Annotated in this window: 18 protein-coding genes; 13 read left to right on the forward strand and 5 right to left on the reverse strand. The window is 64.7% G+C overall.

Annotation, left to right across the window (positions count from 1 at the left end; all coding sequences use genetic code 11):
- Positions 1-215: 215 nt before the first annotated feature.
- Positions 216-848 (reverse strand): uracil phosphoribosyltransferase, encoded by a 633-nt coding sequence (upp, locus tag ABQZ09_RS13660; RefSeq protein ID WP_047695014.1) that lies wholly within the window; start codon positions 846-848, stop codon positions 216-218.
- 151 nt (positions 849-999) lie between these two features.
- Here upp and ABQZ09_RS13665 point away from each other — a divergent pair, with 151 nt between their 5' ends.
- The 4 genes from ABQZ09_RS13665 to ABQZ09_RS13680 all read left to right on the forward strand — a co-directional run bounded on the left by ABQZ09_RS13665 (position 1,000) and on the right by ABQZ09_RS13680 (position 7,004).
- A complete protein-coding gene (locus ABQZ09_RS13665; RefSeq protein WP_349777132.1) occupies positions 1,000-3,561 on the forward strand; it encodes a TonB-dependent receptor in 2,562 nt (853 codons plus the stop codon).
- Entirely contained in the window at positions 3,561-4,679 is a 1,119-nt protein-coding gene (locus ABQZ09_RS13670) for a phytase (protein WP_184554870.1), read from the forward strand. Before ABQZ09_RS13665 ends, ABQZ09_RS13670 begins: the two co-directional genes overlap by 1 nt.
- Positions 4,676-6,055 (forward strand): purple acid phosphatase family protein, encoded by a 1,380-nt coding sequence (locus tag ABQZ09_RS13675; protein ID WP_349777133.1) that lies wholly within the window; start codon positions 4,676-4,678, stop codon positions 6,053-6,055. Before ABQZ09_RS13670 ends, ABQZ09_RS13675 begins: the two co-directional genes overlap by 4 nt.
- A 241-nt stretch (positions 6,056-6,296) precedes the next feature.
- A complete protein-coding gene (locus ABQZ09_RS13680) occupies positions 6,297-7,004 on the forward strand; it encodes a glycosyltransferase family 32 protein (protein WP_349777134.1) in 708 nt (235 codons plus the stop codon).
- A 275-nt stretch (positions 7,005-7,279) separates the two neighbouring features.
- Here ABQZ09_RS13680 and ABQZ09_RS13685 read toward each other — a convergent pair whose 3' ends face one another.
- Positions 7,280-8,776 (reverse strand): aminotransferase class III-fold pyridoxal phosphate-dependent enzyme, encoded by a 1,497-nt coding sequence (locus tag ABQZ09_RS13685; RefSeq protein ID WP_349777135.1) that lies wholly within the window; start codon positions 8,774-8,776, stop codon positions 7,280-7,282.
- A gap of 120 nt (positions 8,777-8,896) precedes the next feature.
- Here ABQZ09_RS13685 and ABQZ09_RS13690 point away from each other — a divergent pair, with 120 nt between their 5' ends.
- The 6 genes from ABQZ09_RS13690 (at position 8,897) to secF (ending at position 15,731) form a co-directional block, all read left to right on the forward strand.
- Positions 8,897-9,328: an Lrp/AsnC family transcriptional regulator gene (locus ABQZ09_RS13690; protein WP_011259127.1), complete on the forward strand. Its 432-nt coding sequence runs from the start codon at positions 8,897-8,899 to the stop codon at positions 9,326-9,328.
- 244 nt (positions 9,329-9,572) lie between these two features.
- The gene (queA, locus tag ABQZ09_RS13695) at positions 9,573-10,643 is read left to right on the forward strand and encodes a tRNA preQ1(34) S-adenosylmethionine ribosyltransferase-isomerase QueA (RefSeq protein WP_349777136.1); all 1,071 of its coding nucleotides are present in this window, start codon (positions 9,573-9,575) and stop codon (positions 10,641-10,643) included.
- Between the two features lie 197 nt (positions 10,644-10,840).
- Complete coding sequence (gene tgt / locus ABQZ09_RS13700; RefSeq protein ID WP_349777137.1) at positions 10,841-11,986, forward strand: tRNA guanosine(34) transglycosylase Tgt; 1,146 nt, start codon at positions 10,841-10,843, stop codon at positions 11,984-11,986.
- Between the two features lie 131 nt (positions 11,987-12,117).
- Positions 12,118-12,471: a preprotein translocase subunit YajC gene (gene yajC, locus ABQZ09_RS13705; RefSeq protein ID WP_039412960.1), complete on the forward strand. Its 354-nt coding sequence runs from the start codon at positions 12,118-12,120 to the stop codon at positions 12,469-12,471.
- Positions 12,472-12,804: 333 nt separating this feature from the next.
- Positions 12,805-14,649 (forward strand): protein translocase subunit SecD, encoded by a 1,845-nt coding sequence (gene secD, locus ABQZ09_RS13710; RefSeq protein WP_184440177.1) that lies wholly within the window; start codon positions 12,805-12,807, stop codon positions 14,647-14,649.
- 113 nt (positions 14,650-14,762) lie between these two features.
- Positions 14,763-15,731: a protein translocase subunit SecF gene (secF, locus tag ABQZ09_RS13715; RefSeq protein ID WP_349777138.1), complete on the forward strand. Its 969-nt coding sequence runs from the start codon at positions 14,763-14,765 to the stop codon at positions 15,729-15,731.
- 272 nt (positions 15,732-16,003) lie between these two features.
- Here secF and ABQZ09_RS19915 read toward each other — a convergent pair whose 3' ends face one another.
- On the reverse strand, positions 16,004-16,174 hold the full coding sequence (locus tag ABQZ09_RS19915; RefSeq protein ID WP_266103835.1) for a phage integrase N-terminal SAM-like domain-containing protein: 171 nt from the start codon (positions 16,172-16,174) through the stop codon (positions 16,004-16,006).
- 1,220 nt (positions 16,175-17,394) lie between these two features.
- Between ABQZ09_RS19915 and ABQZ09_RS13725 the strand changes: the two genes are divergently transcribed.
- The 3 genes from ABQZ09_RS13725 (at position 17,395) to ABQZ09_RS13735 (ending at position 19,537) form a co-directional block, all read left to right on the forward strand.
- Complete coding sequence (locus ABQZ09_RS13725) at positions 17,395-17,736, forward strand: hypothetical protein (RefSeq protein WP_349777139.1); 342 nt, start codon at positions 17,395-17,397, stop codon at positions 17,734-17,736.
- 59 nt (positions 17,737-17,795) lie between these two features.
- Complete coding sequence (locus tag ABQZ09_RS13730; RefSeq protein WP_184554831.1) at positions 17,796-18,143, forward strand: hypothetical protein; 348 nt, start codon at positions 17,796-17,798, stop codon at positions 18,141-18,143.
- A 995-nt stretch (positions 18,144-19,138) separates the two neighbouring features.
- Positions 19,139-19,537, forward strand: coding sequence for a hypothetical protein (locus tag ABQZ09_RS13735; RefSeq protein WP_184554828.1), 399 nt, complete (start codon positions 19,139-19,141; stop codon positions 19,535-19,537).
- Positions 19,538-19,861: 324 nt separating this feature from the next.
- On the opposite strand, the gene ABQZ09_RS13740 is transcribed toward ABQZ09_RS13735, so the two are convergent.
- Complete coding sequence (locus tag ABQZ09_RS13740; protein ID WP_184554825.1) at positions 19,862-21,139, reverse strand: carbohydrate porin; 1,278 nt, start codon at positions 21,137-21,139, stop codon at positions 19,862-19,864.
- A gap of 173 nt (positions 21,140-21,312) precedes the next feature.
- Complete coding sequence (locus tag ABQZ09_RS13745; RefSeq protein WP_349777140.1) at positions 21,313-23,046, reverse strand: PTS fructose transporter subunit IIC; 1,734 nt, start codon at positions 23,044-23,046, stop codon at positions 21,313-21,315.
- Positions 23,047-23,086: the final 40 nt, after the last annotated feature.

A 23,086-nucleotide genomic window follows, 5' to 3' on the forward strand; every position in this document is an offset into this window, starting at 1 on the left:
ACCGTACCCTCACCCCAACCCCTCTCCCGAGAGGAGAGGGGCTTCAAGCCAGCGCCGTTCACTCCACCCGCGTGCCAAGCAGCTGTTCCTTCTCCCTTCGGGAGAAGGTGGCGCGTAGCGCCGGATGAGGGTGCGGCGTCGGCAGGAACACTGACGCACCGTACCCTCACCCCAACCCCTCTCCCGAGAGGAGAGGGGCTTCAAGCCAGCGCCGTTCACTCCACCCGCGTGCCAAAGATCCGGTCGCCCGCATCGCCCAGGCCGGGCAGGATGTAACCCTTTTCGTTGAGGTGGTCATCGATGGCGGCGGTGTAGACCTCCACGTCCGGATGCGCTGCTTCCAGGGCCTTCAGGCCTTCCGGTGCGGCGACCAGGAAGATGCCCTTGATGCGGCGCGCACCGGCGCGCTTGAGCATGTCGATGGTGGCGATCAGGGTGCCGCCGGTGGCCAGCATCGGGTCCAGGATCAGTGCCTCGCGCTCTTCCAGGCGGCCGGTGAGGCGTTCGAAGTAGGGCACCGGCTGCAGGGTTTCTTCGTCGCGCTGCAGGCCGACCACGCTGACGCGTGCCGCCGGGATCAGGGCCAGCACACCGGGCAGCATGCCCAGGCCCGCGCGCAGGATCGGCACCAGGGTGATCTTGGCCCCGGCGATGCGCTGCACGCTCACCGGGCCGGCCCAGCCCTGTTGCACATGCGATTCGGTGTCCAGGTTCGCCGTGGCCTCGTAGGCCAGCAGGGTGCCCAGCTCGGTGACCAGTTCGCGAAAGCCCTTGGTGCTCAGGGCGGCATCGCGCAACAGGCCGATTTTGTGCTGGACGAGGGGGTGGCGGACTTCGACGATTTTCATGGGCGGCGACAGGCAGGAAAGAGGCACAGTGTGCCGCAGCCAGCCAGGGCGTCGCCACAGTGCGCATGTGATCGCGCTTGCACATGTCATGTCGGTGAAACGTCGCGGACATAGTGTGCACACCCATTCTTAACCGATTGGGGAAGCACTCGTGTCGAACAAGACTCCGCTCTGTCTGGCGATCACGCTGACGCTGGCGAGCGCCGGCTGGGGCCCGCAGGCACATGCGGCAGAGCCTGTTGCCGCCGGCGGTGCCGCCAGCGGTGCAGCCGCCATCGATCTGGAACGCCTGGAAGTGCGCCCGCAACAGGAAGCGCAGGAGCGCGCGGTCGACCTCAAGCGCGCCTCCGATGCCATCCAGGACGCCGTCGCCTCCGATGCGCTGGGGCGTTACCCCGACAAGAATGTTGCAGAATCCTTGCAGCGCCTGCCCGGTGTCAGCGTCACCCGCGACCAGGGCGAAGGGCGTTTTGTGGTCATCCGCGGCCTGGATTCGGCGCTCAACAGCGTGACCATCGACGGCATGAACATGGGCACGCCCGAAGACGGCACGCGTTCCGCGCCGCTGGACGTGATCCCCTCCGATTCCACCGAGCGCCTGAAGGTGGTGAAGTCGCCGACCCCGGACATGCCGGGCGATTCGATCGGTGGCGCCATCCAGGTCGAATCCACCTCCGCCTTCGACCGCGATGGGCGCACGCTGCGCGGCTCGATCGAGGGCAGCCATCAGTCGCTGTCCGGCAAGACCAGCCCCAAGGGCGCGTTCAACTACAGCGATATTGTCGGCGGCACCTTCGGCGTGGCGGTGGGGGTGAACTATCAGGACCGCGAGTTCGAATCGGACAATACCGAAGTGGCCTACGACAGCTTCGAAGGTGGCGCCGCCGACGATCTGTTCGCTGGCCAGGTGCAGCGCCGCAAATACTTCATCGAGCGGACCCGCATGGGCGCCAACCTCAATCTGGACTGGCGCCCGGATGCGGACAACCGCTACTACCTGCGCTCGCTGTACAGCCGTTTCGACGATGCCGAAACGCGCCAGCGCACCATCTTCGGCCTTGCCGACGGCCAGGTGAGCGCCAACGGCGATGGCACCTACACCGTGGCCGACCTGCCGGCCGACAGCATTTCCAAGCGCGTGCGTTACCGCACCAAGAAGGAAGACAACACCGCCATCAGCGTCGGTGGCGAGAACCGCCTGAGCAGCGCCACCATCGATTACAAGGCCGGCTACACCAAGACCACCGAGCGGGTGAACGACGAGATGGAGGCGTACTTCGATTACGACGGCGACGACCTCTCGGCTACGGTGGACCAGCGCAGCGGCATCCCGCGCCTGGGGTTTTCGGATAACGGCTGGCAGAGCAACCAGGAGTTCGTGTTCGACCGTTTCGTGCTCGCACCCAAGGCGGTGGACGATAGCGAGCACAGCGCGCAACTCAACGTGCGCTTCGACGGTGAACATTCCAGCCTGAAGATGGGCGTGCTTGGCCGCTGGCGCGAGCGCGATGTCAACGTGGACGAACGCGAGCTGCGTCGCGGCCCGGCCATCGATCCGAGCAGCTGGACCACGGCGCCGCCGGAGCATCGCGGCGGCACCCTGGGGCAGAGCATCGGCTCGGACGGCATGCGCCGCTACTGGCGTGCGTCGGGCAATCTCTACAGCGCCCGCCCGCAGGATGTCGGCGCCAACCAGCAGGTGTCGTTGCAGGACGACTACACCGCCACCGAAGACGTGTTCGCCACCTACGCGATGGGAACCTGGGACATCGGCGCGTTGCGCATGATTGCCGGCGTGCGCGTGGAAAACACCCAGTTCAACGCCACCGGCAACCAGGTGGATGTGGCCGAAGACGGCCGCACCGCCACGGTGACCCCGCGCGAAGCGTCCAGCAGCTACACCAACGTGCTCCCGGGCCTGCACCTGCGCTACGACAGCGGCAACGACTGGGTGCTGCGCTTTGCGGCCAACAAGACCCTGTCGCGGCCCTCGTTCGGCGATGTATCGCCACGGGTGAGCATCAATCGCGGCGACAACGAGGTGAACATCGGCAACCCCGATCTCAACCCGTACCGCTCCACCAACCTGGACCTGTCGTTCGAGAAGTACATCGGCAGCACCGGCCTGGTGTCGCTGGGTGTGTTCGACAAGTCGATCGACGATTACATCGTGCAGACCATCAGCACCACCGATGTGCAATTCCCCGGCCTGCAGGTGACGCGCGCGATCAATGGCGACACCGCCAAGGTGCGCGGTGCCGAATTCAATTGGCAGCAGAGCCTGGACTTCCTGCCCGAAGGCTGGAACGGCCTGCTGCTCGGCGCCAGCGCCACCGCGCTGGACAGCGATTTCGACCCGGGGCTGAGCGATCGCGCCGGCGAGGACTTCATGCTGCCGCGCTCGTCCAAGCGCATCTACAGCGGTCATCTGGGTTACGAAAAGTACGGCTTCAGTGCACGTGTGGCAGCGGTGTACCGCAGCGAGTACCTGGACACCATCGGACAGAGTCGTGCGTACGATATCTACGTTGCCCCGCATACCCAGCTGGATGTCAGCATGAGTTATCAGTTCAACAGCCACGTCAGCCTGTACCTGGAAGCACAGAACCTGCTGGACGAACCGCTGGAGCTGTACCAGGGCGTGCGCTCGCGCACCCTGCAAAACGAAGAATATGGCCGGACCTATGCGCTTGGCCTGAAGGTGGCACTGTGATGCGGGCCGCCGTGTTGTTGCCGGCCACCGTGCTGGCAGGGGCGATGGCGCTGGCCGGCTGTGCAACCCACGCCGTCGACCGCGAAGCCGACGAAGCATTGCTGCAGGATCCCACGCTCAGCGAAGCGAAGGTGGCGCACGACGTGGTGCCCGAAGCCTTCATCACCGCGCTCACGCCCACCGATAACCTGGATTCGCCGGCCAGCTGGCGCGCCCCCGATGGCAGCCGCTGGGTGATCGCCACGGCCAAGGCCACGCATGCCTTGGTGGTGTTCGACGGCGACAGCGGCAAGCGGCTGCGGGTGGTGGGCGGCAAGGGCAAGGCACTGGGCAGGCTGGATCGCCCCAACGGCATTTCGGTGGTGGATGACCTGGTATTCGTGGTGGAGCGCGACAACCGCCGCGTGCAGGTGTTTTCGCTGCCGGATTTCAGGCCGCTGACCGCGTTCGGCCAGGATGCGCTGCGCGAGCCCTACGGGCTGTGGGTGCGCAAGCACGACGGCGGCTACGAGGTGGTGGTCAGCGACAACTACATGTCGCCGGCTAACAAGGACCAGCCGCCGCCGCTGGCCGAGCTGGGCCAGCGTTTCCGGCGCTATCAGTTGAACGCGGCAGGGCAGGGCTGGCAGGCGCGGCTGACACAGAGCTTTGGCGATACCACCGAGGCCGGTGCCATCCGTATTGCCGAGTCGGTCTTCGGCGACGAGGCCAATGCGCGGCTGATGATTGCCGAAGAGGACGTGGCCGTCGGCACCCAATTGCGCGAGTACGGCATGGACGGGCGCTATCGCGGGCGCAATGTCGGCACCGGGCTGTTCAAGGCGCAGGCCGAAGGCCTGACCTTGCTGCAATGCGCCGACGGCAGCGGTTACTGGATCGCCACCGATCAATTCAAGGACCGCAGCGTGTTCCAGGTGTTCGACCGCAAGACGCTGGCGCACGTGGGCGCCTTCGCCGGCCGGGTGACTGCCAACACCGACGGTGTGTGGCTGGACCAACGTGGCGACGCGCGCTTTCCCGGTGGCGTGTTCTACGCGCTGCACGACGACCAGGCGGTGGCGGCCTTCGATTGGCGCGACATCGCGCGCACCTTGCGGCTGAAGGACTGCGCGCCATGAACGCCCCACGCAGGGCGCTGTCCGTGGTGGTGTCGGTGCTTGCGCTGGCCGCTGGCCAGGTGTGTGCGGCCGAGCGCGCTGCCGAGCCGAACACGCAGGTGCCGGCCGGCTCCACCCACTATGTGGCCGACGGCTTTCCCGACCGCATCGTCGCCACGCCGGCGCAGGATGCGGCCACCGGGTTTGCGGTGGCCTGGCGCACCGATGCCAGCGTCAGCCAGCCCTGGCTGGAACTGGTGGTTGCCGGCGATTCGCCCGACCTGGGCACGCCGCGGCGCATCCGTGCCACCACGGCGACGCTGGCCAGCGAAAATGGCAGCTCGCACCATCACCGGGCCGAGATCGCCGGGCTCACGCCGGACACACTGTATGCCTACCGCGTGCAGGGCCACGACACCTGGGGCGCCTGGAATCAGTTCCGTACCGCTGCCACGGCGGACGCCCCGCTGACGCTGCTGTATTTCGGCGATACCCAGAACAAGAACCTCAGCCTGGTCTCGCGGGTGATCCGCCAGGCATGGCGCTCGGCGCCGGACGCGCGGCTTGCGTTGTTCGCCGGCGATCTGGTCAGCGGCAAGGACGGCCAGGACGACAACGAGTGGGCGGAATGGTTCGAAGCCGGGCGCTGGCTGCTCGAAGGCACGGCGGTGGCGCCGGCGCCGGGCAACCACGAGTATCACGAGGAAGGCGACGAGTCTCCGCAGGCGACCCGCACCCTGGGCAACCATTGGCCAGTGACCTTTGCATTGCCGCATAACGGGCCCTCGGCCACCGCGCGCACCAGCTACTGGTTCGATTACCAGGGCGTGCGCATTGCCGTGCTCGATGGCACCTCGGTGCTGGATCTGGGCACCGGCCCGGCGCAGGCGCAGTGGCTGGACAAGGTATTGGCCGACAACCCGCATCCGTGGTCGATCGTGCTCATCCACCAGCCGTTCTTCTCGCCACGTGCCGATCGCGAGAACGAAAAACTGGTGGAGCAGGTTTTGCCGGTGATTCGCCGGCACAAGGTGGATCTGGTGCTGCAAGGCCATGACCACACCTACGGCCGGCGCGGCGACCAGCCGGGGCAGGCAACGCCGGTATTCGTGGTGTCGGTGGCCGGGCCCAAGCAGTACCGCCTCTCGGACATGGCGCGCAAGACCATGCGGCCGGTGGGTGAAGACACCCAGTTGTATCAGGTGCTTCGACTGGACAGGCAGCGCCTGGTGTACGAATCGCGCACCGCCACAGGCCGCTTGTACGACGCATTCGAGTTGCAACGCGATGCACAGGGTGCAAAGCGGTTGATCGAGCATGTGCAGGGACGTATCGCCCCACGCACGTGTCCGCGCGAGGCGACGTTGAAAGGGCGGGCGGATCGGTGCTGGGAGTGACGTAAAGATGACAACGCGACGATTATTCGGGCGAATCGTCGTGATGAATGAGGGCGTTGTGAGGAAACTTCGTGCGCGCATAGATTCTTCGAATGACGCGCGGGCGTCCTATCAAAAAATGCGAATTACGTCACATTGATAATGTGGCTACGGTGGGTGTGCCGGACTCGTGTCCGTGACGCCCTGCAATGCAGTGCCACGGCGCAGGGTCCGGTTCCCCCAGCCCCACCGAGCCCTGCCCATGATTCCCCCGCTCTTTCACCTGACCGCACCGACCAAGCATCTGCTATGGGAGGAGCGCAGGATTTGCGACCGTTTGCAGCGCCTGCTGCCTGGATGGACGTGCCACCTCTGGGACGATGCCGATAATTCGGAACTGATGCGGCGTGCATTCCCGGAGTTTGCTGAGCATTACGAGCGCATCCGCTTCGGCGTGATGAAGGCCGATATCGCGCGCTGTGCCTATATGCATGCGCATGGCGGGTTTTACTTCGATACCGATTACAAACTGTTGCGTCCGCTGGCTGCGGACGTGCTGTCGCAGCAGTGCGTGTTGCCAATCGAAGAAGGCGCTCCGGGTCACGACGACTTCAAGATCGGCAATGCCGTGTTCGGCTCCGAAGCGGGCCATCCGTTCTGGCGCGCGTTCATCGAGCACATCTTCAACGTGCATGCGCCGGAAACGCTGGAGGACCACCGGCAGATTCCGATGATTTCCGGGCCGCGCGGGTTGACGCGTTTCTACAACGCGCACGCTGCACAGTTTGCGGGCATCGTGCTTCCGCCGCGCGATGCGTTCCACCCGGACCGCACCTGGTTCGGCCTGGGCCATCGTGGCGGCAAGGCCGCGGTGGGCTCGCACCTGTGCTGGGCATCGTGGCGGGGAAAATCGCCACGGCGCGCGGTGACCAACTATCTGCGGCGCAAGTTGAGTGCAGTGCCGATCTGAGCAGCAGCAGATAGGTGACGCCTTGGGTCTGACGCTGTGGCATTCAGTCATGCGAAAGGACGCGGACGTCATGTACTTCGCAGCGCAGCTTGCCATCACGCTGCGATGCGCGATGGCCGATCGGGCTGCACTGCCCTGATTGCCGGCCAGCACGATCGCAATCAGCTGTCACCCAAACCAAACGCTTCAACCCGCGTCACACCCACCAGGCGGGGCAGGCGCGTTACCACCAGGCCCGCATCGACTGCGCCGCAGCCGATGCGCACCCGCCCGGATCAGGCGGCCTCGGCCTGGGTCTGGCGCGGGCCTTCCTTCAATGCCCGTGCGATCAGGCCGACCAGCAGATCCAGTTCTTCTTCGTCCATCGCAAAATGCGGGGTGAAGCGCAGCGAATTCTCGCCGCCGTGGATCACGTTGACGCCGCGGTGGCGCAACCATTCTTCGGTAGAGCCGGCGCCGTAACACTTGAACTGCGGCGCCAGCTCACACGAGAACAGCAAGCCGGTGCCCTGGACCTTGGTGATCAGGCCGCCCAGCTCCGATTGCAGGGCCTGCAGCTTGGCAATCGCCTGCGCGCCGCGCGTGCGGATGTTGTCGCGCACCTGCGGGGTGAACAAGGCCAGCGTGGCGCAGGCCACGTCCAGCGCACGCGGGTTGGTGGTCATGGTGTTGCCGTAGGTGCCCTTGCGGTACACCTGCGCGGCGTGCTCGGTCACTGCCAGCACCGACAGCGGGTATTGCGCGGCGTTGAGCGCCTTGGAATAGGTTTCCAGATCCGGCGGGTCCAGCTGCTCGAAGCCCGGGTAGTCCACCACCGACAGCACGCCATGCGCGCGCAGGCCGGCCTGGATGGAATCCACCAGCAGCAGGCTGCCGTGCGCGCGGGTGAGCGCACGCGCGGCGGCATAGAACTCGGCCGGTAGCGCACGCCCTGGGTCGCCTTCGCCCATCACCGGTTCCAGGAACAACGCCTCGATGAACCAGTGATTGCGCGCCGCCTCGTCGAAGGCGCGCTGCAACGCGGCCACATCGTAGGGCGCGATCGCAATCACCGAGTCCTCGTCGCGATAGCTGGCCAGATATTTGCTGTAGGTCTTGCGGCTGGAGTCAGAATACAGGCCGGGGCGATCGGTGCGGCCGTGAAAGCTGCCCTTGACCACCAGGCGCTTGATGGTGGCGCCGGCATGCCGCGCGCCCGGGTCGGTGTGCAGCTTGGCGTTGGTATCCACGATGCGTGCGGCCAGGCCCACCGCTTCGGAACCGGAGTTGAGGCACATGAAGCGTGCGAACGGGCAGCCGCCGCGGCTGTGGCCGATCTCGGCGCGCAGGGCGCGGTCGAGCCGGCGCTGCGCCAGGCTGGGCGTCATCACATTGGCCATCACCTGCGGGCGCGCCATGGCTTCCAGCACCGGCGCCGGCGTGTGGCCGAAGCCCAGCATGCCGTAGCCGCCAGCGTCGTACAGCACCGCGCCCTTGAGCGTGATCACCCACGGGCCGCGTGCGGCCAGCGCCACGTAAGGCGTTACCGCGTCGTCGGCGTAGAAGTTGATGAAGCCGTCCTGCACCGCGCCGATCTGGGCGTCTTCGTCCAGGTCCAGCAGGTCGGCGGCCTCATCGCGCACCAGCGCGTATTCGGCGGCTGCCGCAGTGATGGCGTGTTGCAGGTCGGGGTGGTTGGCGGCCAGGCGCACGATGGCGGCATCGTCCAGGCCATCGGTCAGGCGGCGGCCGGCATGGGCACGCAGCGGGGCGAGCGGGGCGAGGACGGACATGGCGCATCTCCTGCAAGGTGGCGTTGTTCTTCTATTATCGGCAGAAGATCGGCGTTTGGCAGCGTGAATCTGGGCAAGAAGTACGGTATTTTCGGCGATTCGCCGAAACGAATGCGCATTGTGAAGATCACCCCATCCGACGAACGCCTGTTATCGCTGCTGCGCGAGGACGCGCGCGCCTCCACCGCGCAGATCGCGCGCCGGCTCGGGCTCTCGCGCACCACGGTGCAGAGCCGCATCGAAAAGCTCGAACGCGACGGCGTGATCAGCGGCTACACCGTGCGCACCCATGACGACTACGAGCAGGGCCGCATCCGTGCGCACATCCTGATCACCGTGCTGCCCAAGAAGATGCCGGCCGTGGTCAAGGCGCTGCGCGACATCCCTGAGGTGCGCCTGCTGCATTCGGTCAGCGGCGCCTACGACCTGATCGCCCTGGGGGTGGTGGGCGGGGTCAACGAGATGGACGTGCTCACCGACGCCATCGGCGCGATCGATGGGGTGGAGCGCACGACGACGTCGATCATTCTGTCGACGAAGTTCGAGCGGTGAGGGGAGCCGGGATTTGGCATTGGGGATTGGGGATTCGTAAAAGCGGGCAGGCTTGTGTCGTACACGTTCCGGCTAGCGGATCCTGCTTTTGCCAATCCCCAATCCCCAATCTCCAATCCCCGCCTCACTGCGAATCCCCAATCCCAATCTCCAATCCCCGCCTCACTGCGAATCCCAAATCCCGAATCCCGAATCCCGGCCGCAGTTACAATGCCCGGCTCCTCAGCCAACCAATCCTGCGGCCTTGAAGAAGTCCGATTTCCATTACGACCTGCCCGACGAACTGATCGCCCAGGCGCCGCTTGCCGAGCGCGCGGCCAGCCGGCTGCTGGTGGTGCCGCCGTCGCCGCAAGCACTGGCCGACCGCCAGGTACGCGATCTGCCGGAGCTGCTGCAGCCGGGCGACCTGTTGATCTTCAACGACACCCGCGTCATCCCGGCGCGGCTGTTCGGGCAGAAGGCCAGCGGCGGGCGGGTGGAGATCCTGATCGAGCGCCTGCTGGGCGAGCGCGAGGCGCGGGTGCAGATCGGCGCCAGCAAGTCGCCCAAGGCCGGCAGCCTGATCGCGCTGGACGCTGGTGGCCAGGCCGAGGTGCTCGGGCGCGACGGCGAGTTCTATCTGCTGCGCTTCGAGATCCCGACCCCGCTGGAACACTGGCTGCTGGAGGCCGGGCGCCTGCCGCTGCCGCCCTACATCCGCCGCGAGCCGGGTATCGAAGACCGCGAGCGCTACCAGACCGTGTTCGCGCGCGAAGTCGGTGCGGTCGCCGCGCCCACCGCCGGCCTGCATTTCGACGAGGCGCTGCTGGAACGCCTGCGCGCGCGCGGGGTGGAGTTCGGCCACGTCACCTTGCACGTGGGCGCCGGCACCTTCCAGCCGGTGCGCGTGGATGCGCTTGACCAGCACGTGATGCATAAAGAGTGGCTCAACGTCGGTGCCGCGCTGGTGGAGCAGGTGCGCCGCACGCGTGAGCGCGGCGGCCGCGTCATCGCGGTCGGCACCACCGTCGTGCGTTCGCTGGAAAGCGCCTGGCGCAAGACAGAGGCGGCCCCGGACGGCGAACTGCTGCCATTCGCCGGCGAAACCCAGATCTTCATCCTGCCCGGCTACCGCATCCGCAGCGTCGATGCGATGGTCACCAATTTCCACCTGCCCGAAAGCACCTTGCTGATGATGGTCTCCGCCTTCGCCGGCCGCGAGCGCATCTTCGCCGCCTACCAGCACGCCATCGCCCAGCGCTATCGCTTCTTTTCGTATGGCGATGCGATGTTGCTGTGGGGCAGGGATTGGGGATTCGGGAGTGGGGATTCGTAAAAGCGGAGGTTTGCTGCGCTTTCCGCTTCCGCCAAACTCGCTGCAGATTTCCCAAGTTTCAACGCACAGCCAGCGGCCATGTCGCCACGGCAATCAAGCATCAAGTGAGCGGGCTCGGACGTTGCCGCGGCCTTCCGCCCACCGCCGCAGCCGCTCTTGCCAATCCCAAATCCCGAATTCCAAATCCCGGCCCCTCAATGTCCCGACTCCAGTTCCAGCTCCAGACCACCGACGGCCATGCCCGGCGTGGGCGCCTGACCTTTCCGCGCGGCACGGTGGAAACCCCGGCGTTCATGCCGGTGGGCACCTATGGGTCGGTCAAGGGCATCCTGCCCGAGCAGATTCGCGCGCTGGGGGCGGAGATCATCCTGGGCAATACCTTCCACCTGTATCTGCGCCCGGGCCTGGAGGTGATCGGCGACCACGGCGGGCTGCACGGGTTTGCACGCTGGGACGGGCCGATCCTTACCGATTCCGGCGGTTTCCAGGTGTTTTCGCTGGCGCATCGCCGCAAGATCACCGAGCAGGGCGTGACCTTTTCCTCGCCCACCGACGGTGCGCGGGTGTTCCTGGGCCCCGAGGAGAGCATGAAGATTCAGAAGGTGCTCGATTCGGACATCGTGATGATCTTCGACGAGTGCACGCCGTACCCGGCCACCGAGGAGGTGGCGCGGCGCTCGATGGAGCTGAGCCTGCGCTGGGCGCAGCGCTCGCGCGATGCGCACGACGGGCTGGGCAACGATGCGGCGCTGTTCGGTATCGTGCAGGGCGGGGTGCATCCGGACCTGCGCAGCCGTTCGCTGGACGGCCTGCACGCCATCGGCTTCGATGGCTACGCGATCGGCGGGCTGGCGGTGGGCGAGCCCGAGCACGAGCGCAATGCCATGCTCGAACACCTGCACCCGCAGCTGCCGGCCGACCGCCCGCGCTACCTAATGGGCGTGGGCCGGCCCGAGGACCTGGTCGAGGGCGTGGCGCGCGGCGTGGACATGTTCGACTGCGTTATGCCCACCCGCAACGCGCGCAACGGCCACTATTTCACTTCGTTCGGTACCGTGCGCATCCGTAACGCCAAGTACGAGCGCGACCTGGACACCATCGAGCCGGGCTGCGGCTGCCATGCCTGCAGCAGCGGCTATACGCGCGCCTACCTGCGCCATCTGGACCGCTGCAACGAGATGCTGGCGCCGATGCTGGGCACGCTGCACAACCTCTGGTACTACGAAACGCTGATGGCCGACATGCGCGCGGCGATCGCCTCGGGAACCTTTGTGCAGTTCCGGCGGTCCTTCTATGCGGCACGCGGCGCCACCACGCCGCCGTTGCCGGGGGAACCCAGCTGAACCCTGCCGCCCGCGCCCTGGCGCGGACGCGTTGGAGCCTGCATGGCATAATTCCCGGCTGTTCCGCCCTGGCGGTACCTGAATAGCGAGTGGGCCCGTGGGCGCGCTGGCACCAAACTAGGATGCACTGAATGAATTTGCTCGATTTCCTGATCCCCGTCGCCCAGGCGCAAGCCACCGGTGGCGCGCCGGCAGCCGGCCCGATGGGTGGCCTGTCCACCTTTGCGCTGCCGATCATCCTGATTGCGGTCATGTACTTCCTGATGATCCGCCCGCAGATGAAGCGTCAGAAGGAGCACAAGTCGCTGCTGGACAAGCTGGCACGTGGCGACGAAGTCATCACCTCCGGCGGCGTTGCCGGCGTGATCACCGACATCGGCGACAACTTCATCAGCATCGAGGTGGCCGACAACGTGCGCATCCGCGTGCAGAAGAGCGCCGTGGGCCACGTGCTGCCCAAGGGCACGCTGAAGTCGGCCAGCTGAGTCGCGCCGTCGGCACTGTGGGCACCGGTCGGCGCGGCTGGCCGCTGCTCGAAAACGGCAGGGGCCGCTCGTACACTTGCGGCTCGCCGCGCTGCCGATGCCTGCAACCGCTGCGCACCACCTCGCTGCACCGCACTACCTGCAACACCACAGCTGCGCGCACCATCAGGCGGGCGCAGTCGGTGCACGAAGCCGTTCTGCGCCCCTCCGGCGTGCCGGCTCCGCGCACTGCTCGCATCCACCGGATGACCGCTCGCGACGCTGTATCGGCCGCTTGAAGTCGTTCTCACTGCTAGGCGCGGCGCCGGGATGGTGCAGCGCGGGACTGTCGCAATGCTCGAATTTCCTCGCTGGAAGTATTTCCTGATCCTGCTGGTGCTGGCGGTCAGCGCGCTGTATGCGCTGCCCAACATCTACCAGAAAGACCCGTCGGTGCAGATCACCGCCAGTCGTGGCGCGCAGCTCGACGACGCGTTGCGCAGCCGCATCGATGCCGAACTCAAGACCGCCGGCATCACCCCCAAGGCGGTGACCAAGGAAGGCGAGAGCCTGATGGTGCGCCTGCCCAACCTGCAGGCGCAGACCCGTGCTAACGACGTGCTGCGCCAGCAACTGGGCGAGAACTACACGGTGGCGCTGAACCTGGCGTCCACCGTGCCGGAGTGGCTGGCCAAGCTGGGCGGCCGGCCGATGGTGCTGGGCCTGGACCTGGTCGGCGGCGTGCACTTCGCCATGCAGGTCGACCAGAAGGCGGCGGTGGAAAAGCGCATCGACGGCTTTGCCGAAGACATCCGCACCACCTTGCGTGACGGCCGCATCGCCTATCGCTCGGTCGAGCGCCGCGGCGACAACAGCATCCAGGTCAGCCTGGGCGAGGGCGCCAGCGCCGATGCCGCACGCGTCGCACTGGCCAAGGCGCAGCCGCTGCTGACCTACGACGTCAGCGGGCAGACCATTTCGGTGAAGGTGCCGGAAGCCGAGCTCAAGCAGATCGCCAGTGGCGCGATCGAGCAGAACCTCACCACCTTGCGCAATCGCGTCAATGCGCTGGGGGTGTCCGAGCCCACCATCCAGCGCCAGGGCGATGACCGCATCGTGGTCGAACTGCCCGGCCTGCAGGACACCGCCGAGGCCAAGCGCCTGATCGGTGCCACCGCATCGCTGGAATTCCGCGCGGTGGTCGAAGGCAATGCCGAAGACGCCGTGCGCAGCGGCACCATCCCGCCGGAAGCCAAGGTCTACCGCGTACGCGATACCGGCGCGCCGGTGTTGCTCAACAAGCGCGCGCTGGTGACCGGCGACCAGATGGTCAGCGCCTCGGTCAGCACCGACCAGAACGGCATGCCCGCAGTGGCGGTGACGCTCAACAACGTGGCCGGCCAGCGCATGTTCGACTACACCAGCGCCAACGTCGGCAAGCTGATGTCGGTGGTCTACATCGAGCGCATTCCCACCGTGACCATGGTCGACGGCAAGGAAGTGCGCAGCGTGCGGGTCAAGGAAGAGGCCCTGTCGCCAACCCGCATTGCGGGTGTGTTCGGCAAGAACTTCCAGACCACCGGGCTGGAAAAGACCGAAGCGGAAAACCTGGCCAAGCTGCTGAAATCCGGCTCGCTGGCCGCGCCGATGGACTTCGTCGAGGAATACGTGATCGGCCCCAGCCTGGGTGCGGAGAACGTGGAGCGCGGCGTCACCGCGGTGATCTACTCGTTCCTGTTCACGCTGGTGTTCTTCACCGTCTACTACCGCGTGTTCGGTGCGATCACCTCGGTGGCGCTGCTGTTCAACCTGCTGATCGTGGTGGCGGTGATGTCGCTGTTCGGCGCCACCATGACGCTGCCGGGATTTGCCGGTTTGGCCTTGTCGGTCGGCTTGTCGGTGGACGCCAACGTGCTGATCAACGAGCGTATCCGCGAGGAATTGCGCCTGGGCGTGCCGCCCAAGTCGGCGATTGCGGCAGGTTACGAAAAGGCCGGCGGCACCATCCTCGACGCCAACCTCACCGGGTTGATCGTGGCGGTGGCCCTGTACGCGTTCGGTACCGGCCCGTTGAAGGGTTTTGCGCTGACCATGATGATCGGTATCTTCGCCTCGATGTTCACCGCGATCACCGTGTCGCGTGCGCTGGCGGTGCTGATCTATGGCAGCCGCAAGAAGCTGAAATCCGTCGCCATCTGAGATGCGAGCCTGGCCCCGGCCCGTGCAGCCCGCTGCGCAGGGCCGGGGGATGAATCCCTTCGCAAGCGTCTGCGTCCTGACGATGCAGACGTCTTAAACGGAAGCTCTTTTCCATGAAATTGTTCCCGCTCCATCTCATTCCCAACGACACCAAGATCGACTTCATGCGCCTGCGCAAGCCGGTGCTGATCCTGATGCTGGTGCTGGCGATCGCCTCGGTCGGCATCGTCATCGGCAAGGGTTTCAACTACGCCCTGGAATTCACCGGCGGTACGCTCGTGCAGACCAGCTTCCAGAAGACGGTGGACGTGGACCAGGTGCGCGAGCAGCTGGCCAGGGCCGGCTTCGAGAATGCGCAGGTGCAGAACGCGCGCGGCGGCAACGAGGTGATGATCCGCCTGCAGGCCCGCGAGCAGCACAATAACCGCGACGATGCGGCCCGCACGGTCGCCGAAGAAGTGCGCAAGGCGGTGAGCACCGAGCAGAACCCGGCCACCGTGCAGCCGGGCGAGTTCGTCGGCCCGCAGGTCGGCAAGGACCTGGCCTTGAACGGCGTGTACGCCACGGTGTTCATGCTGGTGGGCTTCTTGATCTACATCGCGTTCCGCTTCGAGTGGAAGTTTGCCGTGGTGGCCAGCCTGACCGCGTTGTTCGACCTGCTGCTGACGGTGGCCTACGTGTCACTGACCGGCCGCGAGTTCGACCTGACCGTGCTGGCCGGCCTGCTGTCGGTGATGGGCTTTGCCATCAACGACATCATCGTGGTGTTCGACCGCGTGCGCGAGAACTTCCGCGCCCTGCGCGTGGAGCCGCTGGAAGTGCTCAATCGCTCGATCAACCAGACGCTCTCGCGCACGGTGATCACCGCGGTGATGTTCTTCCTGTCGGCGATGGCGCTGTACATCTACGGCGGCGAGTCGATGGAAGGCCTGGCCGAGACGCACATGATCGGCGCAGTGATCGTGGTGATCTCCTCGGTGATCGTCGCGGTGCCGATGCTGAGCATCGGCCCGTTCGCGGTGACCAAGCAGGACCTGCTGCCCAAGGCCAAGGACGTGGAGGCGCTGGCGCGTCGTCCTTGATCGGTTGGCAAAAGGTCTGACGAAAAAACCGCGCATTGCGCGGTTTTTTCGTTTGTGGTGGTGGACGTTGTGCGTGCACGGTTGTGCGCTGTAACGCCACTACGCAAGATCTTGAGCACTCGGGATCTCGTCGGATACGTGATGCCGATCGATACGCAATACTTCGCGGTGAGAAACAACAGCGCCGCCAACGCCGGGTTCTGTGTGCCTGCAGACACCTGCGCATCGGTCGCCAAGCGGGTGAGGATCGCCTCGGTCTCCGCCTGGCCCATCTACGCCGGATGGCGCTTGCCGTTGGCCAGGATGAAGCGCTGTATCCAGCTCAAATAGGCCTGCTCGGTACTCAGGCTGTAGTGCGGAACCCGTAGGCGGTCGCGCACCTGATCGAGTAGCCAGAGCGCTGCACGTGCTGTTACGCCCCTGTTTTTGGGGGTGTATCTCATACGCCTGCGTCCTTGCTGGATAACGCCGCAGGCATCCGCATGGTCGCGGTCGCTTGCCATCGTGCAATCCCTTGACCCCGACTAGGATTTGCTGCGTTCACAAAGCGCCAGCGATCGAAGATACTCAGCGCAACACCGCATTTCGGCGGTCCAATAGTTGTTAGGCCGCTAAAATGAATTCACAGCATCTTCTCACAGTCACTGTACTCGCAGCATTGCTATCAGCCTGCACTCAAGCCTCCGAAAGCAATCAGCAGAAGAAGCTACCTCTACCAAACACAAAGAGAGAATGTGTGGGTCGTGGTGGCGACTGGGTAGACCCAACACCAACGACCATCGTGAGCGGATGCATTCTTATGGCGACGGACGGTGGAAATACCTGCTCAAAGTCTGCAGACTGTCAACGCGAATGCATCGAAACTGAGAGGGGGAATGTGTGTGCTGACTCTGTAAGCGGGTGTTTCAAACCGACGGGCCGTGGCACGTCTACGCAGTGTGTCTTCTAGGCACACGGCCTAACAATTCATTCAAGCCGACCCCGCTTCCGCGTCGGCTTAATTCAGGCGTTAGGCCGTAGCGGAGTAAGTGCGTTTGTGGTTGCCGCTTCGGTGAGTTCACTGGCTTGCATACGGTCGGCTCCGGACAGCAGTCATCACCGTTGTTGGTGGCGGTAGGTTCTGTGCTTCGCCGACAAACGTTGTCGCCATGCTGGGGTCATTGCACTTGGCTTCGGTGTCACCACGCGCCGCTGCATCACTGGCAAGCTCCATCCCGCAAGCTGTGGCACAATCGGTCCAGGCGTCAGTGCTAGGGAGCATGGTTGCACCATCCAACCTTTGCGGCCACTCACTGCCTAACAACTCATTCAAGCCGGAGTTGCTTCGCAACTCGTCTTAATTTAAGCGTTAGGCCGCAGAGAGGAATTCTTGTGACCAAAGGCTCCAAAGCTCGCCTCGTTTATTTCGCGCTTGCCTTGGTTAGCATTTTCTTACTTGGCTTAGCAACACCCTGGCTCAAAACCTTTGGCTCCACCGTGTACATCTCGGCTTCCTGTGCGTATCTTGCTGGACTGTGGGTCGGGCTAAACTGGGTCGCGCACCGTGTTAGTGCCAAGGCAAGTTCTTAGTCGCATGCAGCTTTCCCACGCAGCGCCGCAGCCTAACAATTCATTCAAGCCGACGCCGCCTCGCGGCGCGGCTTAATCCAGGCGTTAGACCCCAATGATCGAGCGTATGACTCATGAGCAGTATGTACTGTCCGCCCGTCGGCAAGCTTTTGAGATAGCTTCGGGCATTCTCTCTGGTGAGGTGCCCATCTTGGAGGGGTGCCACTCGCTTGCCGGGCTTCGCCGGGAGGTCGAGGTAGAGGATCTTGATCCTGACTTTCTCACCTTCGGCATGATCTCGTCTGAAATCGATGCTCTGCCTATTGGATCTATCCGGGCGCGCTGGGCCCCAGAGGCTTTGGCAGAGCTGGAGCCGGACATGCAGTCCGCAATTGCGTGGGCAACACTGCAAGCACTACCGGCGTGCGACTCGCTGGTGCGGCGGTTCGGAGCCTGATATTTCATTCGAGCCGAAGTTGCTTGGCAACTCGGCTTAATTCAAGTGTTAGGCTGCACATGCGAGCAAACCTTTATCTGACAGTTCTTTCTCTGGCTACGTTGGCGGGCTGCGCTTCCACTCAGGCTCCGGGGGATGCCTATCGCGGTGAGTATTTCTACAACTTCGAGACCGCCGCTTTTACACCCGAAGGCAGTTCGGAGCAATGGTGCGTCAACTCTGCCAAGCTCAAGGACGCAGAAGTACCGGCCAATGGTTCTCCCGGTGGCCCTTGGGGCACCGCTGACATAGTTGTACGGGGCACACTCAGTCCAGAGGGGAATTACTGCAATCTCGGCGCTTACAAGCGCTTCTTGGAGATCACTGAGATCATTAGCATCAGCAACAAGCGCAGGGTCGCGCCGTGAGTATGCGCCCTAACAATTCATTCAAGCCGACGTTGCTTCGCTACGCGGCTTTATTCAGGCGTTAGAGCACACGTGAGATTCCCGGCACCCACAAATGAAGAGATTGCCGAGGTGGACAGCACCGTTGGCTATCCGCTCCCTTCCGTGCTCCTTGAGCTTTTACGCTAAACGTGGCAATGGCGGATTTGGCCCGGACTATGGCTTGCTCGGTTTAGGTTCCGGCCATCTGACGGACCAAGGTGCCAATGCTCTTAGCCTCTACAGCATGTTCAGCCAGCCAGATCAAGATGATCCAGGTCGGGCTTGGCCCAAGCACCTGCTTCCTATTCTTCACGTTGGCTGCGCCATCCACTACTGCATAGACTTGGCTGCGCCGGACAATCCTGTCGTTGTATTTGACCCAAATGGGTTTGGCCCCGGGGACAACTGGCAAGGTGCTTTCTCAATGGCTTACCGGAAGCTGGAGTCTTGGCTGGATGGGCTCTAACAATTCTTTCAAGCCGAACTTGTCCGCCGATACGCCAAGTCGGCTTAACTCAGGTGTTAGGACCCATGTCCGCCATCCGCGCTCTCAGGTTTCTGGCTGCGGTCTGTCTCCTTTGCGGCTGCAGTTCGTGGCGCGATTGGCAGATGGAGAAAAGTCTGGCGCAGTCTCAGGCCGCTGCTCTTGCAAAGATTGATCAGGAGCAGTGCAGGGCTGACGGCGGCTTCGTCCGTGGCGTTGGAATGTTTGGTACTCCCGCCTGCGTCAAGCCTTTTTCATCTGCTTGGATAAGTCGGAATGCCAGGGAATGTGCAAGGCGCCAGAGCATGCCGTTGTTGGTTCTCACTCAACTGGTACCTGTCAAGTGGGCACCCATGACATCTACGGGTGCTATGAAAAGATCGAGAGGGGCACGGTTGTCGCGGGCGTTTGCCTTGACTAGCCTGGGTCCCAACAATTCGTTCAAGCCGAAGCTACTTCGTGGCTCGCCTTAATTCAGGCGTTAGCACTCATGTCCAAACTTCTCGCAACCGTTGCCCTCATTCTCAGCAGCGCACTCCTTGCAGTGCCGGTTGCCGGTGCAGACAGAGCGTGCACTCCTGGCATTGCCTGGTCGGACGTGCCGCCAAAACTTCGCGCACAGATTGCTCAGGCGGTTGGTGGAGAGATTTCTCCTAAAGACGGACCGTTCAACTCCACGGACGTTGTACGGGATTCTGCGCCTCATGCCCGTTTCTTTGGTGCCTGCCGCGACTCAAGACTGTGGACAGTCGCCGTAGAGCGCGGTGGTATCGGGTACCACCTGCAGGTATTCAAGTTCTCTGGTAGCGCCTTGACTGATCAGTGGACGACGTTTGTTCCACCTGGTGGCTTCACACCGGGGATATTGGCTCTTCCGCATGAGCGCTAACAATTCACTCAAGCCGACGCCGCTCCGCGGGGCGGCTTAACTCAGGCGTCAGGCAGTGGTGGATCACTCCAGCTTCGGCATCCGCTGTCGCGTGCTCTTACTGGTCAGCGACTGGCTTGCGCGACCGGGTAGGCCGATGAAGCCTCATTCCGTGCAATTGCTCACCGACGTGGCTCATCGAACTCGTCGGCCACATCCGGCAAATGCCCAGGCCAACCGAATCGACGCAATGCGCTGCACTGCAGTCAGATGCAACGCACCCGCCACTCACTTCAGGCAGTGGTGGCGGCCAAGCGTGCGCGTAACGCGCAGCTTCTCGACGGGTCACAGATTCCAATCGATCCGCATGCCCGCAATCAGCGCGTTCTTCAGATCGTTGGTACGGGTGGGTTCATTGAACTGGTCGGGGTTGATCACGTAGTGCAGGTTCGGGGCGATGCGCAGGCGCTTGGTGACCTGGATGCCGTAGCTGAGCTCCATCATGATCTGGTTGTCGGCCGGGGTGCCGGTGCCGCCGGCAGAGGCGCGCGCCAGGCGCAGGTTTTCCAGGGCCTCGTCGCTGTATTTCTGCTGGGTGATGACAAAGGCGATGTTGTCCTGCGGGCGGCTGGCGAAGGTGCCTTTCTGTACCAGGCCCAGTTGCACGAAGTGGTCTTCGATCGCCTGGCCGCCGGTGCTCTTGAGGACGGCGGCAAAGACGGTCAGGCCCTGGGTGCCGGATGGGTCGGGGTTGGTGACCTGTTGTTCGAAACGGCCGAACAGGCCCGAGCGGCCCTGCTTGTTTTCATAGCCCAGGCCACTGAGCACGGCGGGGTTGCCGTTGCGGTCGCGCAGCGGGTCGGTGTAGTCGGAGTTGTCCTGCCAGCCGCCGAGTTCGTACATCGCCGCCAGCGTACCGTCGCCGCCCTTGTTCTTATAACCAATGGCGTAGGGCACCACCACGCCGGTGGTGTCGTCGGTGCTCCACTTCAAACCGTGCTGGCCGTCCTGTGCCTGCACCGGGTTCACTTCATACGCGCCCACATGCACATAGACCTTGGGCGTGACCCAGGCGGTGGCGTGTGCGGCCCAACTGGAGACCGGCCAGTAGGTGAAGTTGCTGGTGCGGAACACGAAGGTGGGGTTGCCGCAGGCGGAGTTGCCCTGGAAGTACTGGCACAGGTCCGAGCCAAGGAAGTGGATGTTGGCGACGCTGCGGCCGGCTTCCAGTTCCAGGCGGTCGTTGAAGAGTTTTTGCAGCAGGGTGAAGTTGGCCAGGCGCGTGCCCTGGCCGCCGTAGATTTCCTGCACCGAGGTGCTGTTGCCGATGCTGCTGTTGGACAGGTTGGTGCCGTGGCGGTTGGTCACGTACAGCTTGACCATGGCGCCATTCCAGCCGAACAGGCGGTCCATGTCGACATCGGTGCCGACCATCAGCTGGCCGGCGTAGGCGTCGCCGTTCTTGCGGCCGCCGTCGATCATCGAGGCGGCTTCGCCGGTGTAGCCCAGCTTGAGCTTGAAGGCATCGGCGGCATCCTGCGCGTGGGCAAAGGGGGCCAGCGCCATGGCAAGCGACAGGCACAGCAGACGATGGGAAGCGCGGTGGGAGAGCAGGGCGGACATGGCAGGACTCCGAACAAAGAGGGCGTGGCCGAGGTGGCGAACGCGACAGCAAGGGCATGGGCAAGCCGCTGGCGGCGCGCGATCACTACGCGGCGCGGCGGTAACAGCAAGCAGGGGTGACGCGCGTCCGGCGCGTCGGATGCGGCGGCAGATGCCTGCCGCCGCGGGTTGGCTCAGGCGACGACGTCGGCCACCGGTTGCTTGAGCACGCGCAGGGCGATGGCAGTGACCACCACGCCGGCCAGCAAGGCCAGCACATACATCGCCAGGTGGGTCACGGCATTGGGAATCAGCAGCACGAAGATGCCGCCATGCGGAGCCTTCAGTTCGGCGCCGACCGACATCGAGATCGCGCCGGCCACCGCCGAGCCGATCACCAGTGCCGGGATCGTGCGCAGCGGGTCGCGCGCGGCATACGGAATCGCCCCTTCGGTGACGAAAGCCAGGCCGAGCACGCCGGCGGCGGTGGCCGAGCCGCGTTCTTCCAGGGTGAAGCGGTTGCGGAACACCCAGGTGGCCAGCGCGATACCCAGCGGCGGGGTCATGCCGGCCACCATGGCGGCGGCCATCGGCGTATAGACCTGGCTGGCGATCAGGCCGGTGGAAAACGCATAGGCGGCCTTGTTGACCGGCCCGCCCATGTCGAAGGCCATCATGCCGCCAAGCAGCAGGCCCAGCAGCAGCGCGCTGCTGCCCTGCATGCCACGCAGCCAGGCGGTGAGCCAGGCCAGCAAGTCGGCGACCGGCTGGCCGAACACGTACATCATCGCCAGCCCGACCAGCAGGGTGCCCAGCACCGGCAGGATCAGCACCGGCTTGAGCCCTTCCAGGTTGCGCGGCAGCTTGATGTAGCGGTTGAGCGCGGCCACGCCGTAGCCGGCGATGAAGCCGGCGATGATCCCCCCGAGAAAACCGGCATTGAGGTTGGCGGCGACCAGGCCGCCGATCATGCCGGGCGCGATGCCGGGGCGGTCGGCGATGGAGTAGGCGATATAGCCGGCCAGCGCGGGCACCATCAGGGTGAAGCCGGCCTTGGCGCCGATCTGGAACAGCGACCAGGCCAGCGTGCCCTGGTGCGCGTCGTCGCCGGCGTAGATGCCGCCGAGTGCAAATGCCAGCGCGATCAACAGGCCGCCGGCAGTGACGAATGGCAGCATGAACGACACGCCGGTCATCAGATGCTTGTAGGCGCCGGTGCGGCCGTTGCCCTTGCTCGCGGTGGCGCTGGTGGCGGTGCCGGTGGCAGGTGCCGCGCCGCCGTGCACGCTGGCTTCGGCCAGTGCCTTGTTGATCAGCGCCGGGCCATCGTTGATCGCCGGCTTGGTGCCGCTCTTGAACAAGCGCTTGCCAGCGAACCGGGCCAGGTCGACCTCGCGGTCGGCGGCGATGACGACGACATCGGCCGCGCGGATTTCGTCATCGGTCAGCGCGTCCTGCGCGCCGACCGAGCCCTGGGTTTCCACGCGCATCTGATAGCCCAGCTTCTTGGCAGCCTGCTGCAGCCCTTCGGCGGCCATGAAGGTGTGCGCGATGCCGGTGGGGCAGGAGGTGATGGCCACGATGCGCTTGCTGCCGGTGCCGGAGGCTGCCGACCCGGCGGCCGAGGCGGGCACGGCCAATTGACCGACCGCTGCGGCCGGGTCGTCTAGCACGGCACCCAGGCTCAGGTGCAGCAACTGTGCGTCGCCGAAGCGCGCGCTGTCGGCATCGGCATCGCCGACCACCAGGACCTGGGTGGCCGCGCTGGTCAGCTCGCTCGGCAAGGCGCCGAGCACGCCCTGGTCGCTGCGGATCTCGATCGTCACGCTGCGCCCGGCGGCGGTAGCCGCACGGCGCAGCGCTTCGGCCGCCAGGACGGCTTCGGTACTGCGTTCGCCGGCGGCGATGACCACGATGGAAGAGGACATGGCAAGACTCCTGCTGTATTGCGGTCGCCGGTGTGGCCGG

The organism is Xanthomonas sp. WHRI 6106 (assembly GCF_040202405.1).
Classification (GTDB): Bacteria; Pseudomonadota; Gammaproteobacteria; order Xanthomonadales; family Xanthomonadaceae; genus Xanthomonas; species Xanthomonas cannabis.

What these genes read in the sequence shown, in the direction of transcription:
- tgt (WP_349777137.1), top strand. Translation starts at nt 10,841, where the DNA reads ATGTCCCGACTCCAGTTCCAGCTCCAGACCACCGACGGCCATGCCCGG.
- ABQZ09_RS13725 (WP_349777139.1), top strand. Translation starts at nt 17,395, where the DNA reads ATGATCGAGCGTATGACTCATGAGCAGTATGTACTGTCCGCCCGTCGG.
- yajC (WP_039412960.1), top strand. Translation starts at nt 12,118, where the DNA reads ATGAATTTGCTCGATTTCCTGATCCCCGTCGCCCAGGCGCAAGCCACC.
- ABQZ09_RS13730 (WP_184554831.1), top strand. Translation starts at nt 17,796, where the DNA reads ATGCGAGCAAACCTTTATCTGACAGTTCTTTCTCTGGCTACGTTGGCG.
- ABQZ09_RS19915 (WP_266103835.1), bottom strand. Translation starts at nt 16,174, where the DNA reads ATGAGATACACCCCCAAAAACAGGGGCGTAACAGCACGTGCAGCGCTC.
- upp (WP_047695014.1), bottom strand. Translation starts at nt 848, where the DNA reads ATGAAAATCGTCGAAGTCCGCCACCCCCTCGTCCAGCACAAAATCGGC.
- ABQZ09_RS13670 (WP_184554870.1), top strand. Translation starts at nt 3,561, where the DNA reads ATGCGGGCCGCCGTGTTGTTGCCGGCCACCGTGCTGGCAGGGGCGATG.
- ABQZ09_RS13735 (WP_184554828.1), top strand. Translation starts at nt 19,139, where the DNA reads ATGTCCAAACTTCTCGCAACCGTTGCCCTCATTCTCAGCAGCGCACTC.
- ABQZ09_RS13745 (WP_349777140.1), bottom strand. Translation starts at nt 23,046, where the DNA reads ATGTCCTCTTCCATCGTGGTCATCGCCGCCGGCGAACGCAGTACCGAA.
- secD (WP_184440177.1), top strand. Translation starts at nt 12,805, where the DNA reads ATGCTCGAATTTCCTCGCTGGAAGTATTTCCTGATCCTGCTGGTGCTG.
- ABQZ09_RS13675 (WP_349777133.1), top strand. Translation starts at nt 4,676, where the DNA reads ATGAACGCCCCACGCAGGGCGCTGTCCGTGGTGGTGTCGGTGCTTGCG.
- ABQZ09_RS13740 (WP_184554825.1), bottom strand. Translation starts at nt 21,139, where the DNA reads ATGTCCGCCCTGCTCTCCCACCGCGCTTCCCATCGTCTGCTGTGCCTG.
- ABQZ09_RS13680 (WP_349777134.1), top strand. Translation starts at nt 6,297, where the DNA reads ATGATTCCCCCGCTCTTTCACCTGACCGCACCGACCAAGCATCTGCTA.
- secF (WP_349777138.1), top strand. Translation starts at nt 14,763, where the DNA reads ATGAAATTGTTCCCGCTCCATCTCATTCCCAACGACACCAAGATCGAC.
- ABQZ09_RS13685 (WP_349777135.1), bottom strand. Translation starts at nt 8,776, where the DNA reads ATGTCCGTCCTCGCCCCGCTCGCCCCGCTGCGTGCCCATGCCGGCCGC.